Below are 17,019 nucleotides of genomic sequence, written 5' to 3'. Positions count from 1 at the left end.
CACTACTCTCCGATCTGGCGGAATCCGGTCTGGGAATCAGCGCAGGGCGCCGAACGGGTCTGCGCTGCCGCCGCCAGAAGCCGCGGGCTGTGCCGATTGCGCCGCGGCGGCGGTCGGCTTGGCAGGCGCGGCACGGCGGCGCGGCACCGGCTTCGCCGCAGGCGCGGCATTCTTGTCGCGGGGGAACAGCACTTGCTCGCCCAGCGTGTCACGCAGCATCTGGGCCAGCAACTGGGCGTCGGAGCGGACGTCTCCGGCCAGGGCGCTGTCGGCGCGCAGTTCCTGCAGCGAGCGGCGCGCCACGCGCAGGCCGCTGACCGCCAGCACGCTCTTGGCCTTGCGGTCGGTGGCGTCGCGCTGCAAAGCTTCTTCGGCCGCGACGATCGCCTGCGGATAGTGCTCGGCACCAAACTCGATTTGCGCCATGCGCGACCACGGCTCCTCGCGCGTCGGATTGTTCTTGGCGATCTGCTCGAACAGGTTGATGGCCTGCTCGCGCTGTCCGCTGGCCAGGGCCGCTTCGGCCTCGGACATGCTCTGCTTGAACGACTCATCGCTCTGCGGCCCCGGGTTGGAGGTTGCGCAGCCGGCGAGCAGCACGGCGGTGCTGGCCAGCATCACCAGGGTGCGATGGATTCCTGACTTGGGCTTGTAGTCGTTCACGGCGAGTCTCTGTGAAGGTTCAAGATTACGGCGGGGCAATCCGGGGCCTTGGCATTGGCGAGATCCGCTGGGGGAAAAAAGCGCCAAATGCCAATAATGTCAGAACTGTGTTGAACCCGAATTGGCCGGAATAGTACACTCTGCCGCTTACGGCTGACAACAGATCGGTGGATATTGTCAGGCTTAGTACTTTTTGGTAGTTCTCTACCGTTTTGTTGGATAGGTCTCCAACTGCTGAATTAGATAGTTTTAAGTTCTGTCATGCGACAAATTAAATTCAGTCGGGAGCCGTACAGCGCGCCAGCCGGCGACCGCACGCGCCACGCCCCTGCGGCGATGCGAGCCAGGCCGGCTGCGGGCCTGGCAGCCGCTGTATGTATTGCGGCGCTGGCGGGTTGCTCGGTCGGCGGCACGCTGCTGGCGGGCGCCGCCAGCGGCGCGCTGGAGGCCGTTGGCCTGAAGCCGTCCAACTTGCCGGAATCCCAGAAGCCGCCGCGCGAAGTCCCGCTGAAGCTGTACGCCGGCAACAACCTGAATGCGGCAGCCGATAACCGGCCGGCTGCCATCGTGGTGCGGCTCTACAAGCTGAAGGATCCCACCAGCTTCCTGCAGGCACCGTTCGATACCTTCATCGATCCGCAACGAGAGCAGAAGACACTCGGCGCTGACCTGGTACAAGTTAGAGAGATGACTCTAATTCCTGGCCAGCGCTATGAAATCGTGGAAAAGATCACGCGCGAGGCGGGCACCTTCGGCGTGGTGGCGCTGTTTCGCAGCCCTGCCCCGCAGCGCTGGAAATTCGCGTTCGACAGCGCCAGGAGCGAAAAGTCCGGCGTGACCATCGGCCTGCACGCCTGCGCCATGACGTTGACCGTGGGCGATGCCATCACGCCGGCGGGCGCCGCAGCCAGCAGCAACCTGAACCTGGTCTCGGCAGCCGGCTGCCGTACCTGACGTAGCCGACAGGCACCAACAAGGACAACAAAGGCAAACGTGAGTTATTCCGCCAAGATTCTGTGGGGCGAAGGCCTGTTCCTGCGGCCCCAGCATTTCCAGCGCCAGGACGCATACCATGAGTCGCGCCTGCACGCCACCGCGCAAGTGATCCAGCCCTACGGCTGGGGCGTGCGCAATGCCAGTTTTGACACGGATGCGCTCGCCAGCGGGGTGCTGCGCGTGACCGAGCTGGCGCTGTTCTTTCCCGACGGCGAACTGTATTCCGCGCCCCAGGCCGACGAACTGCCACCGCCCGTGGTACTCGACGCAATTCCCGCGGGCACCTCGGAACTCACCTTCTACCTGGCCTTGCAGCCGCTGCACGATGCCGGCGGCAACTACCGCGACGACGCGGAAGGCTCGCTGTCGTCCCGCTATGTCGGCCTGCAGGCCGAAACGTCGGACCTGTTCACGGAAGCCGAGCCGGCCGCCATCACCTACCTGAAAAAAGCGGTGCGGCTGGTGGCCGAGACCGAGCCGCGCGACCAGTTCATCTCGCTGCCGGTCGTGCGCATCCGGCGTACCGCGACCGGCGGCTTTGAACTGGACGAGACCTTTGTCGCCCCCAGCCTGTCGATCAATGCCTCGGCCGTGCTGTACCTGCGGCTGCGGCGGCTGATCGATGCGCTGCAGGCCAAGGTCAATGCGCTGTACGGCTTCCATCGCGAGCCCACCAAGAACATCATCGAGTTTCGCTCGGGCGATATCGCGTCGTTCTGGCTGCTGCACACTGCTAACGCCTCTTTCGCTGCGCTGGCGCATCTGTTCCACCATCCCGAACTGCATCCGGAGCGGCTGTTCCAGGAGATGCTGCGCCTGGCCGGCGCGCTGATGACCTTTTCAAAGAGCCACACGCTGGCTGATCTTCCGGTCTATGACCACGACAGTCCGGGCCCGGTCTTTGCGCGGCTGGACAGCATCATCCGCGACCTGCTCGATACCGTCATCTCCACGCGCTACTTCTCGATCGCGCTGGACGAGACCCGTCCCTCGTTCCATCTGGGACGGCTGGATTCCGGCAAGATCGACGACAAGACCAGCTTCTACCTGTCGGTTAGCGCCGACATGCCCGTGGCCGAACTGGTCGAAGCCATCCCCAGCCGATTCAAGGTCGGCGCCCCGGACGATGTGGACAAGCTGGTGCTGTCGTCGATGCCGGGCGTGCCGCTGACCTACACGCCGCAGGTGCCGCCCGCGATCCCGGTGCGTCCGGGCGCGTGCTATTTCGCGATCGAAGCGCGCGGCGCGCTTTACGATCGCATGCTGCAAGCCCAGACCATCACCATCTACACCCCGGCCGGCATCCGGGAACTCAAACTTGAACTGATCGCGGTGACCTCATGAGCGCTACTTCCACGCCTTCGCTGTTCGGCGCCTCGCCGGCCGGCCAGCCCTCTCCCGCCGCCGCGGGTTCCGCCGACGGCGCCATGCACGCCCGCACGCTGCTGGACCTGCTTTACGATGGCTTTTTCATGCTGTTCCTGCTGCGCAATGGCCAGCAGCCGGGCAGTGCCGAGGAGTTCCTGCAGAAGGTGCGCGACTTCCTCGATGATTTCGAGCGTGGCGCCAAGCGGCTAAACGTAGCCGCCGAAGACATCTTCGACGCCAAGTACGCCTTCTGCGCCGCCATCGACGAGACCATCCTGGCGTCGAACTTCAGCATCCGCAGCACGTGGGAGCGGCGGCCGCTGCAACTGGTGCTGTTCGGCGAGCAACTGGCCGGCGAAGGCTTCTTCACCAAGCTGGAAGAACTGCGCGCGCACGGCGCGCCACGGCTGCAAGCACTCGAAGTCTTCCACATGTGCCTGCTGCTGGGGTTCCGCGGCAAGTACATTCTGGAGGGCCCCGAAAAACTGGCCTATCTGACCGCGAGGCTGGGCGACGAGATCTCGGCGATCAAGGGCAAGCGCGCCGCCTTTGCCCCGCAATGGCCGATCCCGGACAAGATCTCGCACGCGCTCAAGCGCGAGACCCCGCTGTGGATCTTCGGCGCGGTCTTTGCACTGATCGCTCTGCTGGCCTTCCTGGGGCTGTCGACCACGCTGCGCTCGCAGACCAGCGACACGCTGCAGGGCTACTCGCAGGTGATCAAGCTGGGGCCGCGTTATTCGCACCTGACCATCTCGCTGCCCTGATGCCGCGTTGATGCCATCGAAGGCGGTCCTGCCGTCTCCAGGCCCGCATGCCGAACCCTCTAGCGCCGACCCTGCTCCGATGAAGCCCTTGTCCTCTTACCCGTCATCCGTGATGGCCGCCCTGTCCGGGCTGCTGGGCCAGCGCACGCGCCAGATCACGCTGGAAACGGCGCTCACCGCCGACGACCTGGTAGTGGAGCGCTTCGTCGCGCACGAGGGTATCTGCGCGCCCTTCCAGCTCCATATCGATTGCCTTAGCCCGTCGGCACACCTGGACACCGCGCGCCTGGCCGCCGAGGAAATCACGCTGCGGCTGATGCTGGCCGACGGCACGCGCCGCGCCTGGCACGGCTATGTGCAGAGCTGCGCGGCCATCGGCGGCGACGGCGGCCTGGCTCGCTACCGGCTGATAGTGGGGACCTGGTTCGATCGCCTTCGCGCGCGCACCGATTGCTACGTCTACCAGGACAAGACCGCGCTGGAGATCGTCGAAGACGTGCTGGCCGACTACCCGCTGGCCCAATTCCGCACGGCGGTGAGCCAGCCGCTGCGCAAGCGCTCGGTCTGCTGCCAGTACCGCGAGACCGATCTTGCCTTTGTCACGCGGCTGCTGGCGGAAGAAGGCCTGTCTTACCGCTTCGAGCATCAGCAGGACCACGCCGAACAATCCAGCCAGGACGACAAGGCCCAGTCCCGCCATTGCCTGGTGATCTTCGACAATCAGGCCGAACGCCCCGCCTGCGCGCAGCCCAGCATCCGCTTCCACCGCAGCGACGCCACCGAGCGCGAGGATGCCATCGACCATTGGTCGCTGCAGGCCGCCACCGGCACCAACGCCGTTACCGTCGCCTCATGGGACTACAAGTCCCTGTCCGCCACCGCCGCCGACGCCGGCAGCGAAAGCCTGGGCGAATGGCCCGCGCTGGAGTCCTTCGAAACCCGCGGCACCTACCGTTTCCCCGACGCCGATGCCGCCCGCCGCGCCGCGCAGCTGCGCGCGCAAGCGCATGAAAGCAGCTACCTGCGCTACGAGGGCGAAGGCAGCGTGCGTGCTTTGGGCGCTGGCGAATGCTTTACGCTGACCGGGCACTTCGACACCGCCGCGAACGAGTTCGTCACGCTGGCCGTGCGCCATGAAGCGGCCAACAACCTGGGGGCCGAGGTGGCGTTGCTGCTGGGCCTGTCCGACATCGAGGCGGGCAGCTACCGCAACCGCTTCGAAGCCGTGCGCGCCGATGCCCCGATCGTGCCGGTTTACTCGCCCAAGCCCACCGCACCGGAAGGACAGCCTGCCGTCGTCATCGCCGAAGGCGGCGCCCCGCTGACCACCGAGCGCGATCACCGCGTGCGCGTGCGCCTGCCCTGGCTGCGCGCGCCGATGGCGGACCCCAGAGCCGACACCGCCGCCGACCCGGCCCAGGACGACCTGACCCAGGTCACCGCCTGGGTGCGCGTGGCCACGGCCGCGGCCGGCCCCAACTGGGGCACGCATCACCTGCCCCGCGCCGGCACCGAGGTCATGCTGACCTACCTCGATGGCGACATCGACCGCCCGATGGTGGTGGCGCAACTGCACAACGAACAGGACGCCCTGCCCTGGCCCGCCACCGAGGCGCCGCTGAACACAGCGCTGTCCGGCTGGTATTCGCACAACCTTGGCGACGGCGGCTACAACCAGTGGGTGGTCGACGACAACACCGGCCAGCTGCGCATGCGCCTGGCCAGCTCGGCCGCCGACACCCAGCTCAACCTTGGCTACGTCATCGCGCAGGCTCCCGCCAGCGGTGAACGCGGCGTTTGGCGCGGCACCGGCGCCGAACTGCGCACCGACGCGTGGGCCATCGTGCGCGCCGGCAACGGCTTGCTGCTGTCGACCACGGTCCAGGCCAGGGCCGCCGGCACCATGCTCGACATCCGCGAAGCCCGCGGCCAGATCACCGCCGCCGAGCGTACCGCCCAGCGCCTGTCCGATGCCGCCACCTCGCAACAGGCGCTGCCGCTGGGCGCCGTCGCCGCTTTCGAACCGCTGATCAAGGCCATCGACCCGCAACAGGACGGCCGCTATCCGGACCGCGTCAACGAGCAGGACGCCAAGCGCCCGGATACCGGCACCGCTGCCGAGCACTTCGGGCAACCGTGGCTCGTCGCAGAATCGCCCAGCTCGATTGCGCTGGCCACGCAAGCCACCACCTCCATCTTTGCCGGACGCCATCTGCTGGGCCTGGCACAGGCCGACTGGCATGTCGGCGCCGGCAACACCGTCGCCGCAGCCGCGGCCAAGGGCGTGAGCCTGTTCAGCCAGAACAACGGGATTCGCGCCATTGCGGCCGGCGGACCGGTTTCCATCCAGGCCCATACCGATGCGCTGGCAGTGATGGCGGACAAGGCCGTGACGGTGACTTCATCGACCGACGGCATCGAGGTGCTGGCGCAGAAGAAGGTGGTGCTGCACGGTGGCTCGTCGCGGATCGTGCTGGACGGGAATGCGATTACGTTTGAGACGCCGGGGTTGTTGTCGGTGAAGGGGGCTGGGCATCCGTTGGTGGGGGCTGGGGGGAGTCCGGCGGAGTTGGCGGCGCTGCCGGTGGGGGCGATGTCGCCCTCGACGCTAATGCTTGATCACCGATATCACGACGACGAAGGCCTTGCAGGCGCCCAATACTTTGCGAAGTTGGCTGACGGCTCTCAACGTCAGGGAACACTCGATGCGCAGGGACGCGCCGTCATTGAAGGCATTCCTCCGGGGCCCGTGCAGGTCAGCTTCGGCCCGATGCCAGGCGCCTTCGAACGCAAAGACAAGACACCGACGCCCGGCCACGACCCTAATCCGACGGAAGCCAAGTTAGCCAGCCTGGTGGACAAATACCTGTCCACTGAGACGGATTCGGAAGCAAAGTCCGCTTAGCCCACTCCAGAAGCAAGAAAACATGCCTTCAGTTGCAAACACAACGCCACCGGGTGGCCTCACCTGGAGTCGCTTCCGTGCCATCTGCGCCGACGTCGGCAGTTGGACCTGGGGTACGGTCCAGGGGGCCTTCAATGAGAAGGCAAGTTTTTCACAGATACTTGTCGATGCGGTCATCGGGATGATCCCGTTGGTTGGCGACGTGACCGCCGTGCGCGATATTATCGCCGTGGTTATCGGTTTGGTCGACAAGCCAGAAAAGCGGGAAAGCGTCTGGGAATGGGTGCTGCTCGTCGTTCTTGTCGTCGCCTTGATTCCTGTATTCGGTGGCGTCGTCAAGGGCGTCGGCCGTATTCTCATCAAAGTCTGCAAGGAAGCCGCTGCGCTGAAAGGCGCTGCGCGGGCCGCTAAGTTGCTTGAAGGTGCCAATGAAATCATCGCGTTCCTGAACCGCATAGGCGTCAAGAATGCCGAACGGTGGCTGCTGAAACTACGTTTCTCTGATCATCAGGCCGCGATCATGGAACGATTCGCGGCATTGATGAACAACCTGTATACGGTGCTCGGTCAGATCAAAAATAAGGCCGGTGCTGCGATTCCGTCGGCATTGTTACGACGGATCGATTCTTTGCGCAGCGGGCTGCTCCAACTCAAAACCAAGGGGAATGAAATGATTCCCAAGGCCATCAAGGAGTTGGACCAACATCTAAGAGAGGTCCAAGCCTACATTCGGTCTGGTGGCGAATCGACAAGTCGTAAGACGATGCATCAGGTGGCCACAGGGCAGCGGGTGGTTACTCGCGCCGATGAGGCGAGGTTGATTGAAGACGGCGCATTGCCTGTGCGCTCTGCCAAGGGTGGATGGAAGCAGAATGAAGCTCTCGTTCGAGCTCCGGAAACTTGGAAGAGCAAGTATCGACCAGCTCCTGGATATCCCGACCTTACCGCGCGAACGTCATCTGACGGAAAATTTTATCCCGCCATTCGCGCTTATAGCGGGAGGTTGGTCAATCGTGAACTGAAGCAGGGCGAAAAAATATTTCGGTTCTTTGGACCTGAAGGAACAACTCACGGTAGCAAAATAAATGAAACCTTCCCTGGTGGCGCTTGGTGGGGCCTCGGCGCACCGCCAAAGTCCGCAAAGGAATGGCGCGAAGGAGCAGCTGTGTTGGATGAATTCAATCGCGATGGCTTCTTCGTCACTGGAAGCGTGAATGGAAAAACCGGTCCCAAGGCGGTAGTCGGGACTGTCGCAGAGCAACGTGGCAAAATGCTACCAGGGCAATACCTTCCCGGAGGGGCCACTCAGGCGTTCTTCTTCCTTGATAAGAGAGTTTCCGACGCGCTTGAAGTACTTGGAAAAAAAGTTCTTGCGTCCGGAAAAGCGACCACGTGGACAGATGAGGTCAGTGGCCTGACTTTTCGCATCGCACCCACTGGATGGACTGATGCAAACGGTATCTGGGGATACAAGTCACCGTTTGGAAATGGCACTGTTCAAACTCTGCGGCTTGGTGCGCGCGAGAAAGCGACCAAAGAAAGCCAGCAAGTATTGGTGAAACCATGAAACCAAGCCCAGTTAAGATTCTCCAGCTACCCAACGACGATGAACGGCGAAAACTCTTTCATTGGCTCAAGCAAATCAGTTCGTACACGGCATGGAAACGCATTCTTGGATACTACGAGAGCTGGACGTTCGCCATCGAAAACTGCAGGCAACTGGCCAGCAAATTAAATAAAGAACAATCTTCTCAAATCAGCGAGTCTCACTATATCGGCGCGCTGCAAGGGCTTGCACATTTCGAAGATGCAATACTTCGACTCAAACGCGGCGACAAGCGAGTTTTCAAATATGACGTAAATGGCCTATTTTCAATGGCGGATCGGCCTCGCTCATATTGGGATAATTACCTGGTCCGTATAGAGTGGAGAGAACATCCAGCTATCGAAGAGGCTAGTACTCCTGGGGCAATCAGATTTCTCGATACCTTTAATAATCTCTCTCAGGCTTGGGGAGAATGCTCCGATATACTCGAAAGCGAATGGCTTGACGACGCGGCCCCATTTAACTTTGGCAACTGGCTGCGAGACCAACTCGCCAGCATGCATTTCCCCGGCTTCCTAGTCGATGTACCTGACCCCAAGGTACCAGTGCTCATTTCAACCGGAAACACCATTCCTTATTCCGGCATATGGGAACCTGTTGAGGTTTCGAAATCAGTTGGATTTTCGCTATTCAAGAAAAAGGAAGAACCCAAAGGACCATTCCCGATCAGCGGATGTATGAACTACTTGCACGCGGGATCGCCAGCCCCAGCATCGAGGTACGAACATCAGGATGAAAGCTTTTCAGAACCTGTAACCTGGCGTCTGCTATGGAAGGATACGCGCTACGAAGATGGTTCAATCCCTGCGGAGGAAGACGAGTATGTCTTCCAGAAGCCAAATGGAGCTACAGATAATTCTTCCGCGACAAGCGAAACGGATAGCACCATGATTTGGTTCGAAACAGGCCAGCCCGCCCCAAAAGCGGGACGTTGGCTTCCAGAAGATGACCTCTCCGTGAGCATCGTCGTGCAAGCCGGCGAAAAACTTCCTATGCATCGAGGCCGCTCGACCCGGTGGGTTTTTGCCTCCGATTAGACGCTTCATTGATTCAGGAATACGAGGCAAGTCCCGAAACTGCGTGTGGTCTGGGGTACAAGGGCGAACGCCCCGCCCGCGCACAAGCCAGCGTTCCTGACGATATTCAATGAGTTCCACCAACCTGAAACGCTATCCAATCGCGCAGCGAAATCTCGACCAGGATGCTTGGTTCCTGTATCAAACCAGTTCGCTCGCGTACTATGAGTGTTGCGCGCGTCTGTGCGAGGACTTCGCCCACCTCTATGACTCCCTGATCACCGATAACGGCGTACACGGTGCAGCAGCGCTAGACTACTGGTAGCACGTTATCGCTCCCATGCAAGCAGCATCAGGCGGGGCATCCGGTTCGTTGAACTCGGCGGCGACTACATGTCGCTCCTTGATCTGATCGAGACACCGTCAACCGATTTTCGCGGCATGCTCGAACAGCCGCTTGGCTGGATGTCGGATGAGGAGCGATCACGCTGGGACCTTGCCATCCAAAGGGTGATCTATGCCTCCGGCACCGCAGCTACCACACTTAACAAAAACCGCGGCAAGGGCAGCCTTTGGCTGCAGCGAATGAATAACGGTGCCGACCAGGTTTACTTGGACCGTGACGACAGCCATGCTGGTGACAGCACAGAGGCAATCGAGCTTCTAAACAGGCAAGGTCTCCTTCCTAAACTCTCCGTTTATCGTCGCCACACCATCGACCAAATTTTGACCACCGCCCCAGGACATGCATGCCCTCGAAGCGGAGTTTGGGTGCCCAAGCAATGGCTCGATGGCGCGAGAGATTTCAGTTTGGCCTTCGGCGTACACGGCCAGCCAATGCAGCCCGCCTATCGCATCATCGGACTGGAGACAGATAATCCCTTTGCCGAATTCGATGACGAAATGGCCGAGGATTATGAAGCGGTGGCCCAGGGATCGCCTGTCACCGAGGCAATGGATACAACGTGGTTCTTCATCGATGCGGCACCAATATCGACTCAGGGTATGGTGATTAAATAACAGTGCAAATCATCTCGACATCCAAGATGCGATCGTGGACGCCGATCGACCGGGACTACGGCTTAGACGCACCAATTGGCTAGAACGAATGAGCATCCGCAAGAATGAATAGCACCATGAATCGCCTACTAACCCCGGTCCTCTCCGCACTCCTCGGTGCCATAGTTGGCGCAATCGTGGTACACCAACTCGCGCACGAAGAATCGCCGAAGGTGCACAAGCTGCAGTATCCGTTGATGCTTACCGGCGGAAATTCGGATAGCCCTGCCGCAATGCTGCCCCGAGGGACGTCTCTATATTTCGATCGCGCCTTCCCGGAGGGCTTTGTCCGATACAAGGTCTACATCAATGTGGAGGGCACAAAGCTTGAGCCTCGGGACGCAACGGAAGAATTCTGGCTAGACCCGCTGACTGCAACGCCCTTCGATCAGGACAGCCTGCATGCGCTGCTCACGCGCTTTCCGCTAGGGAAGGATGATTTTTCAGCGGTGCTCGGCTCGGGCCAGTTGACCAGGGAAGAGATACGCGACCTGCTCCGCGCGTACAGCGAATAGTCCGCGTGCAACTATCGCGCGCAGCTATTCGTCGGGCATTTCACCGCCCCCTCTCCCGTTCCCGCTCCATCCTCTCAATCACCGCCACCCTCTGCCCACAATCCCCCTCCACCGCCTTGCACAGCGTCTTGTCATCCACCCCCAGCTCGCGCTGCAAGGCACGAAACTCCCGCAGATAGACCCGCGCCGCCGCCTCGGCCCCTGGCAACGACAATCGCGCCGAACTATTGGCCCCAACCCACGCGTAGTAGTAATGCCCGAGCAACCGCGCCGTCGTATCGCTGCGGCCGCGCGGAATCTCGCGGGCGACGGCGTCGGTGCAGGAACGGTACTCGTCGGCGTCGTCATGCATGTATTCCTGGCAAGCCGCCATGGCATGCCGGCTTGCCTGCGCCACGGCTGGCGGCAGTTCCGTGGTGGCGGCTTGGGTAATGCCCGTGCACACGGCCAGTGCGCAGGCGATCAGGGAGAGATGCATTGGCGTTCGGTGCATGGCGTTGATGGCGCTTCAGGTTAGCGCCAGGGCATGACATCCCCGCGTCATGAAGCAGTCACGATGGGCCCATAGAGTGGCTGCCTGCAGCCGCTTCCCAAAGGATTGGCCACATGACACGCAAACGGTATGTCGTCGCGAGCCTGGGTGCGCTCGCTCTTGCAGGCATCGTTGCAGCCTGCGGTTCCGGGAATGACGAAGGCGGCTCGGCGCCGGCCAGCCCTGCGCCGGCCGCGGATGCTCCGGTATCGGTCAAGATCATCGGGCTCAATGATTTCCACGGCAACCTGGAAGCGCCGAGCGGCAGCGTGGTGGTGGAGGATGCCGCCAACCCGGCTGGTACCCGGGTTTCGGCGGGCGGTGCCGCGTACCTTGCCGCGCTGATCCAGACCCTGAAGGCGAAGAATCCGAATAACGTGGTGGTGGCTGCCGGCGACATGGTCGGCGCTTCGCCGCTGGTTTCCGGGGCGTTCCATGAGGAGCCGGCCATTGATGTGCTGGGCCAGATGGGCCTGGAGATCTCGTCGGTAGGCAATCATGAGTTCGACAAGGGCCGCGATGAACTGCTGCGGCTGCAGAACGGGGGCTGCTTTCCGCGGTCCGCCGACGGCCGGCGCGGCATTGTCGGCGTGGACACGTGCATGACCAACGGCGCCTACGCCGGGGCGAAGTTCAAGTACCTGGCCGCCAATGTCATCGACCAGGCGACCGGAAAGCCGCTGCTGCCGGCCTACCAGATCAAGACCTTCGACTGGGCCAAGGTGGCCTTTATCGGCATGACGCTGAAGGACACGCCGTCGGTGGTGACGCCCGCGGGCACCGCAGGCCTGACGTTCGAGTCCGAGGCGGATACGGTCAACAAGCTGATTCCGGAACTGCGGCAGCAGAACGTCAATGCGATCGTGGTGTTGCTGCATGAAGGCGGAGCCACGACGGCGGGCACGGTGAACGACAAGAGTTGCCCCGGACTGAACGGTGCCATCGTGTCGATCGTCGACAAGCTCGATCCCGCCGTGGATATCGTGGTCAGCGGCCACACCCACCAGGAATATGTCTGCACCCGGCCGGACGGCAAGCTGCTGACGCAGACGGGCTTCTATGGCCGACTGGCTTCGGAAATCGATATCACCATCGATCCGGCCACGCGCCGGGTCTCTTCCAAGCTGGCGAACAACCGCGTGGCGGTCAACGATCTGGTGATCAAGGACAGCCAGGGCAAGCCGATCCCGCTGCCCCCGGGCTATACGGCGCTGGCCAGGGATAGCGCGGTCGACGCAATGGTCAATCGCTACGTGGAACTGACCGCGCCGATCAAGAATGCGGTGGTGGGCGCCATCACCGCGAGCATCGATCGCACCCAGACCGCGGCGGGCGAGTCGGCATTGGGCGACCTGGTGGCGGACGCCTACCTGGCCGGCACGTCCGATGCGTCGTTCGGACCGGCGGTGATCGCCTTCACCAATCCGGGCGGGCTGCGCCAGAACCTTGCGTACGACGCCGCCACCAATGGCCAGACCACGTTCGGGCAGCTCTACGCCGTCATGCCTTTCGGCAACAGCATGGTGACGATGGACCTGACCGGCGCGCAGATCCTGCGCCTGCTGGAACAGCAATGGGAGGCGCCGCAACCTGCGGGCGGTCGCGTGCTGCAGGTTTCCAGCGGCTTTACCTATACCTGGGACGAGAGCAAGCCGGCAGGCGCCGCCGCGGGACAGGGCAATCGCGTCGACACGGCATCGCTACGGCTCAACGGCGTCGCCATCGACCCGGCCAGGACCTACCGCGTCACGGTGAACAACTTCATGGCCTCCGGCGGCGACAATTTCACCGTGCTGAAGCAGGTTACGAACCAGCAGGCCGGGCCGGTCGATATCGACGTCTTCGAAGCCTACTTCAGGGCAAAATCCCCTGTCAGTCCCGGCGCAGCGAACCGGATCACTGCCTGAACTGAAGGAGCGAGCGGCGGCCCGCGCCGCTAGGGCCGCGGCGTGTCAGCTGCCAGCCGCATCCAGCTGGCCACGGCACCGGCGCCGGCAAACGCCGCGCCCAACGCCAGCGCCAGACCCGGCCCGTGGTCGCCGGCGATGCCGAAGCACAATGCCACCAGCGCCGCCCCCGTGGACTGCCCCAGCAGTCGGGCCGTGGCCACCACGCCGCTGGCGCCGCCGCTGCGCTCGCGCGGGGCGCTGGTCATCAAGGCCTTGAGATTGGGAGACTGGAAGAAGCCAAACCCGGCGCCGCACAGGCACATGCGGATGCCGATATCGAGCGCGCTGGGGTTCGTCGGCAGCAGCGCCAGTGACAGCATGCTCGCGCTTAGCACGGCCAGGCCCACGCCACCGAGCACGGCCGGCGGGTAACGGTCGGACAGGCGCCCGGCCAACGGCCCGATCAGCGCCACCACCACGGACCAGGGCGTCAGCAGGAAGCCGGTTTCCACCTGCCCTCGCCCCAGCACGTGCTGAAAGTAGAACGGCAGCGACACAAAGGCCAGGCCCTGCGCCGCGAACGAGCACACCGCGGTCAGCGTCGACAGCGCGAACATCGGCCGCCGGAACAGGTCCACCGGCAGCATCGGCGCCGGATGGCCACGCTCGCGCCACAGCAGCAGGCCGAACGCCACCACGAAGACGGCGGCCGCGGCCAGCGAAAAGTGCAGCGGCGCGCGCTGCGCGCCCTCGCCCAGCGCGAGGATCAGCGCGGCGAAGGCAATTACGCTGAGCGCTGCTGCCACACGATCGAAGCCGTGCGTGCTGCGCGCCGTCTGCGGCAGCGAGCCGCGCCCGATCGCCAGCGCCAGCAGGCCGATCGGCAGGTTGACAGCGAACAGCCACGGCCACGTGCCGAACGACAGGATCACCGACGCCACCGTCGGCCCCACCGCGAACGAAACCCCGACCACCAGCGCATTCAGCCCCAGCCCGCGGCCAAGCCGGTGCGTCGGAAAGATCGCGCTGATCAGCGCCGTATTGACGCTCATGATGGCGGCCGCGCCGATGCCCTGCAGCACCCGCGCCGCCGCCAGCGTCGGCAGCGACCATGCCAGCGCGCATACCACCGACGCGGCCGTGAACAGCAGCACGCCGCCGAGGTAGATGCGCCGGTGGCCAACCACGCCGCCCAGCGCCGCGAACGGCAGCAGGGTTGCCACCATCGCCAGCTGGTAGGCGTTGATCACCCACACCGAGGCGGCAGGCGTGGCACGCAGGTCCGCCGCAATCGAGGGCAACGCCGTATTGGCGATGGCGGTATCGAGGGTCGCAAGGGCGACGGCAATCAGGATGGCGGCCATGCCACGCCGCTCGCGCGAGGTCATGGCGTCCGCCGCTGAGGTGGTCTGGAGGGGGGCTGTGCTGGACACTGTCTTTACCGGTTGACGCAGCGGCTGGGTCGGCGGCGCAAGGGCGTCGCGCTGGCTAGCGGCGATTAACAGGCAAGACGATACGGGAAAACCCTTCAACGTGCTGAAGACGTCTTCATATGTATGTACATTACCGCGGCCGCACATCAATAGATGATGCACAACATCTATTGAATAAATGATGTTCATCATCTAAACTTCGCGAAAGCCAGATCCGAAGCGAGGTGGACAGATGGCACGCGCATCACGTGAGCAAACCGAGAAGAACCGCGAGGCGATCGAGCAAGCGTCGTCGCGGCTGTTCCGCGAACGCGGCCTCAGCGGCGTCAGCGTGGCGGAGTTGATGGCCGATGCTGGCCTGACGCATGGCGGCTTCTACGGCCACTTTGCGTCCAAGGACGCCCTGGCCGCGCAGGCCTGCAAGCGCGCGTTCGAGGAATCGACCGCGCGCTGGGAGCGTCGTCTCGCCCGTGCGGACGGTGACCGCAAGGCCATGCTCGCCAACCTGGTCGAGCCCTACCTGAGCGCCGCGCATTGCGCCAACCCCGGCATCGGCTGCGCGGCTGCCGCGCTGGCTGTCGATGTCGCCCGCGAGCCCGCCGGCAAGCCGGTGCGCCAGGCCTATGCTGACGGCCTGCGAATCATGGTCGATGACATGGCGCAGACCGTGGCGTCGGACGATCTGCGGGAACGCCACGACCAGGCGCTGGTGCGCATGGCATTGCTGGTCGGCGCCCTCACGCTCGCGCGCGCAACGGAAGGCGATCCGCTCTCCGACGAAATGCTGGATGCGGCGCGCGCCCACCTGCTGGGCAGCACCGGCTAGTCCCGCGCTTTCCCCAGAACCAGACCGGCATCCCGCCGCCGCGTGCGGCTGGACGGTCCTTCCTTTGCCTTTTTCAAAACCGTCCCGCGATTCCCCACGACGAGAGCCCCATGTTTGCGCAAGCCCTTTCCCGCCGGCTCGACCGGCGCGGCATCCACTACGCGTGGCTGGTTGCCGCCCTGACCTTCCTGGTGATGCTCACCACCTCGGCCGCGCTGGGCTTGCCCGGAGCCTTCCTGCAGCCGCTGACCAGGGAGATGGGCTGGAACACCGACCAGATCTCATCGATCCTGGCGTTCCGCTTCGCGCTGTTCGGGCTGATGGCGCCGTTTTCGGCGCTGCTGATGGACCGCTTCGGCGTGCGCAACGTGGTCTGTGCCGCACTGGCACTGATTGCAGGCGGCATGGCGCTGGCCACTGTGTCGACCAAGCTTTGGCAGCTCTTTGTGGCATGGGGCCTGATGCTCGGGGTCGGCTCCGGGCTGACTGCGCTGGTGCTGGCGGCGGTGGTCGCCAACCGCTGGTTCAGCGCGCGGCGCGGCCTGGTCATCGGCATCCTGACGGCCAGCGCCGCCACCGGACAGCTGGCGTTCCTGCCGGTGGCGGCCTGGCTGATCGAACGGATGGGCTGGCGCGTGGCCGTGCTGCCGGTGCTGGCGGCGTGCGCGGTGCTGGCATTGCTGGTATTCGGCCTGATGCGCAGCCGGCCCGCCGATGTCGGCCTGGCCGCGTTCGGCGAAGTCCCGGCCTCCACGCCAGTGCCGTCCGCACCTCAGCCCGCTGTGCCGCTTACGCTGAGCGGCCCGTTCCGTGTGCTGCGCGATGCGGCGCGTACCCAGGCGTTCTGGGTGCTGGCCGGCACCTTCTTCATCTGTGGCCTGAGCACCAACGGCCTGATCCAGACTCATTTCATCGCGCTGTGCGGCGACTTCGGCATGGGTCCGGTACCCGCGGCCTCGGCGCTGGCGATGATGGGCGCGTTCGATTTTGTCGGCACCATCCTGTCGGGCTGGCTCTCCGACCGCTACGACAGCCGCAAGCTACTGTTCTGGTACTACGCGCTGCGCGGCCTGTCGCTGTTCTGGCTGCCCCATTCCACCTTCACGCTGTACGGCCTGTCGATCTTTGCGATGTTCTACGGCCTCGGCTGGATTGCCACGGTGCCGCCGACGGTCAAGCTGGCGGCCACGGCGTTCGGGCGCGAGCGCGCGCCGATGGTATTCGGCTGGATCTTCGCGGCACACCAGATCGGCGCGGCCGTAGCCGCGTTCGGCGCGGGCCTGAGCCGTACGCTGCTGCTGACCTATACGCCGGCACTCTACGCGGCAGGCGCGGCCTGCCTGGTGGCCGCGCTGATGGCGCTGATGGTCAGCCGCCAGCGTGCGGGGGTGGCCACGGAGGCTGCGCGCGCCTGAGCAAGGCGCGAGGCACTGTTCGCCTCAGA

The 17,019-nt window shown here is 63.8% G+C and carries 15 protein-coding genes; 12 read left to right on the top strand and 3 right to left on the bottom strand.

From position 1 onward, the window contains the following. Positions 1–36: 36 nt before the first annotated feature. Positions 37–618, bottom strand: a complete 582-nt coding sequence (locus MKD50_RS09595; RefSeq protein ID WP_252667107.1) for a tetratricopeptide repeat protein — start codon at positions 616–618, stop codon at positions 37–39. Between the two features lie 381 nt (positions 619–999). Here MKD50_RS09595 and tssJ point away from each other — a divergent pair, with 381 nt between their 5' ends. The 9 genes from tssJ to MKD50_RS09550 all read left to right on the top strand — a co-directional run bounded on the left by tssJ (position 1,000) and on the right by MKD50_RS09550 (position 10,895). Further along, positions 1,000–1,617, top strand: a complete 618-nt coding sequence (tssJ, locus tag MKD50_RS09590) for a type VI secretion system lipoprotein TssJ (RefSeq protein ID WP_252667106.1) — start codon at positions 1,000–1,002, stop codon at positions 1,615–1,617. A 39-nt stretch (positions 1,618–1,656) separates the two neighbouring features. Continuing rightward, complete coding sequence (gene tssK, locus MKD50_RS09585) at positions 1,657–3,003, top strand: type VI secretion system baseplate subunit TssK (RefSeq protein ID WP_252666986.1); 1,347 nt, start codon at positions 1,657–1,659, stop codon at positions 3,001–3,003. Then, a complete protein-coding gene (gene icmH, locus MKD50_RS09580) occupies positions 3,000–3,794 on the top strand; it encodes a type IVB secretion system protein IcmH/DotU (RefSeq protein ID WP_018007531.1) in 795 nt (264 codons plus the stop codon). Before tssK ends, icmH begins: the two co-directional genes overlap by 4 nt. Positions 3,795–3,873: 79 nt before the next feature. Beyond that, positions 3,874–6,699: a type VI secretion system Vgr family protein gene (locus MKD50_RS09575; protein WP_252666985.1), complete on the top strand. Its 2,826-nt coding sequence runs from the start codon at positions 3,874–3,876 to the stop codon at positions 6,697–6,699. A 22-nt stretch (positions 6,700–6,721) separates the two neighbouring features. Further along, a complete protein-coding gene (locus MKD50_RS09570; protein ID WP_252666984.1) occupies positions 6,722–8,266 on the top strand; it encodes a hypothetical protein in 1,545 nt (514 codons plus the stop codon). After that, positions 8,263–9,342, top strand: a complete 1,080-nt coding sequence (locus MKD50_RS09565) for an Imm71 family immunity protein (RefSeq protein WP_252666983.1) — start codon at positions 8,263–8,265, stop codon at positions 9,340–9,342. Before MKD50_RS09570 ends, MKD50_RS09565 begins: the two co-directional genes overlap by 4 nt. Before the next feature lie 109 nt (positions 9,343–9,451). Then, positions 9,452–9,646: a hypothetical protein gene (locus MKD50_RS09560; RefSeq protein ID WP_252666982.1), complete on the top strand. Its 195-nt coding sequence runs from the start codon at positions 9,452–9,454 to the stop codon at positions 9,644–9,646. 68 nt (positions 9,647–9,714) lie between these two features. After that, a complete protein-coding gene (locus tag MKD50_RS09555) occupies positions 9,715–10,341 on the top strand; it encodes a hypothetical protein (protein WP_252666981.1) in 627 nt (208 codons plus the stop codon). 116 nt (positions 10,342–10,457) lie between these two features. After that, positions 10,458–10,895 (top strand): hypothetical protein, encoded by a 438-nt coding sequence (locus MKD50_RS09550; RefSeq protein WP_252666980.1) that lies wholly within the window; start codon positions 10,458–10,460, stop codon positions 10,893–10,895. 40 nt (positions 10,896–10,935) lie between these two features. On the opposite strand, the gene MKD50_RS09545 is transcribed toward MKD50_RS09550, so the two are convergent. After that, positions 10,936–11,373 carry a hypothetical protein gene (locus tag MKD50_RS09545; RefSeq protein WP_252666979.1) on the bottom strand — a complete coding sequence of 146 codons (438 nt, stop codon included), beginning with the start codon at positions 11,371–11,373 and terminating at the stop codon, positions 10,936–10,938. 128 nt (positions 11,374–11,501) lie between these two features. On the opposite strand from MKD50_RS09545, the gene MKD50_RS09540 reads away from it, so the two are divergent. Next, complete coding sequence (locus MKD50_RS09540; protein WP_252666978.1) at positions 11,502–13,334, top strand: bifunctional metallophosphatase/5'-nucleotidase; 1,833 nt, start codon at positions 11,502–11,504, stop codon at positions 13,332–13,334. Between the two features lie 29 nt (positions 13,335–13,363). Here MKD50_RS09540 and MKD50_RS09535 read toward each other — a convergent pair whose 3' ends face one another. Continuing rightward, a complete protein-coding gene (locus MKD50_RS09535; RefSeq protein WP_252666977.1) occupies positions 13,364–14,704 on the bottom strand; it encodes an MFS transporter in 1,341 nt (446 codons plus the stop codon). 277 nt (positions 14,705–14,981) lie between these two features. Here MKD50_RS09535 and MKD50_RS09530 point away from each other — a divergent pair, with 277 nt between their 5' ends. Next, positions 14,982–15,575 carry a TetR/AcrR family transcriptional regulator gene (locus MKD50_RS09530; protein ID WP_252666976.1) on the top strand — a complete coding sequence of 198 codons (594 nt, stop codon included), beginning with the start codon at positions 14,982–14,984 and terminating at the stop codon, positions 15,573–15,575. Between the two features lie 110 nt (positions 15,576–15,685). Continuing rightward, positions 15,686–16,990, top strand: a complete 1,305-nt coding sequence (locus tag MKD50_RS09525; RefSeq protein ID WP_252666975.1) for an MFS transporter — start codon at positions 15,686–15,688, stop codon at positions 16,988–16,990. Positions 16,991–17,019: the final 29 nt, after the last annotated feature.

This window comes from Cupriavidus mimosae, from assembly GCF_023952485.1.
Classification (GTDB): Bacteria; Pseudomonadota; Gammaproteobacteria; order Burkholderiales; family Burkholderiaceae; genus Cupriavidus; species Cupriavidus taiwanensis_C.
This window is presented reverse-complemented; position numbering and strand designations above follow the sequence as displayed.

Excerpts from the sequence above, each read along its gene's own strand:
- MKD50_RS09595 (WP_252667107.1), bottom strand. The coding sequence starts at position 618 with ATGCTGGCCAGCACCGCCGTGCTGCTCGCCGGCTGCGCAACCTCCAAC.
- tssJ (WP_252667106.1), top strand. The coding sequence starts at position 1,000 with ATGCGAGCCAGGCCGGCTGCGGGCCTGGCAGCCGCTGTATGTATTGCG.
- icmH (WP_018007531.1), top strand. The coding sequence starts at position 3,000 with ATGAGCGCTACTTCCACGCCTTCGCTGTTCGGCGCCTCGCCGGCCGGC.
- MKD50_RS09575 (WP_252666985.1), top strand. The coding sequence starts at position 3,874 with ATGAAGCCCTTGTCCTCTTACCCGTCATCCGTGATGGCCGCCCTGTCC.
- MKD50_RS09570 (WP_252666984.1), top strand. The coding sequence starts at position 6,722 with ATGCCTTCAGTTGCAAACACAACGCCACCGGGTGGCCTCACCTGGAGT.
- MKD50_RS09565 (WP_252666983.1), top strand. The coding sequence starts at position 8,263 with ATGAAACCAAGCCCAGTTAAGATTCTCCAGCTACCCAACGACGATGAA.
- MKD50_RS09560 (WP_252666982.1), top strand. The coding sequence starts at position 9,452 with ATGAGTTCCACCAACCTGAAACGCTATCCAATCGCGCAGCGAAATCTC.
- MKD50_RS09555 (WP_252666981.1), top strand. The coding sequence starts at position 9,715 with ATGTCGCTCCTTGATCTGATCGAGACACCGTCAACCGATTTTCGCGGC.
- MKD50_RS09550 (WP_252666980.1), top strand. The coding sequence starts at position 10,458 with ATGAATCGCCTACTAACCCCGGTCCTCTCCGCACTCCTCGGTGCCATA.
- MKD50_RS09545 (WP_252666979.1), bottom strand. The coding sequence starts at position 11,373 with ATGCATCTCTCCCTGATCGCCTGCGCACTGGCCGTGTGCACGGGCATT.
- MKD50_RS09540 (WP_252666978.1), top strand. The coding sequence starts at position 11,502 with ATGACACGCAAACGGTATGTCGTCGCGAGCCTGGGTGCGCTCGCTCTT.
- MKD50_RS09535 (WP_252666977.1), bottom strand. The coding sequence starts at position 14,704 with ATGACCTCGCGCGAGCGGCGTGGCATGGCCGCCATCCTGATTGCCGTC.
- MKD50_RS09530 (WP_252666976.1), top strand. The coding sequence starts at position 14,982 with ATGGCACGCGCATCACGTGAGCAAACCGAGAAGAACCGCGAGGCGATC.
- MKD50_RS09525 (WP_252666975.1), top strand. The coding sequence starts at position 15,686 with ATGTTTGCGCAAGCCCTTTCCCGCCGGCTCGACCGGCGCGGCATCCAC.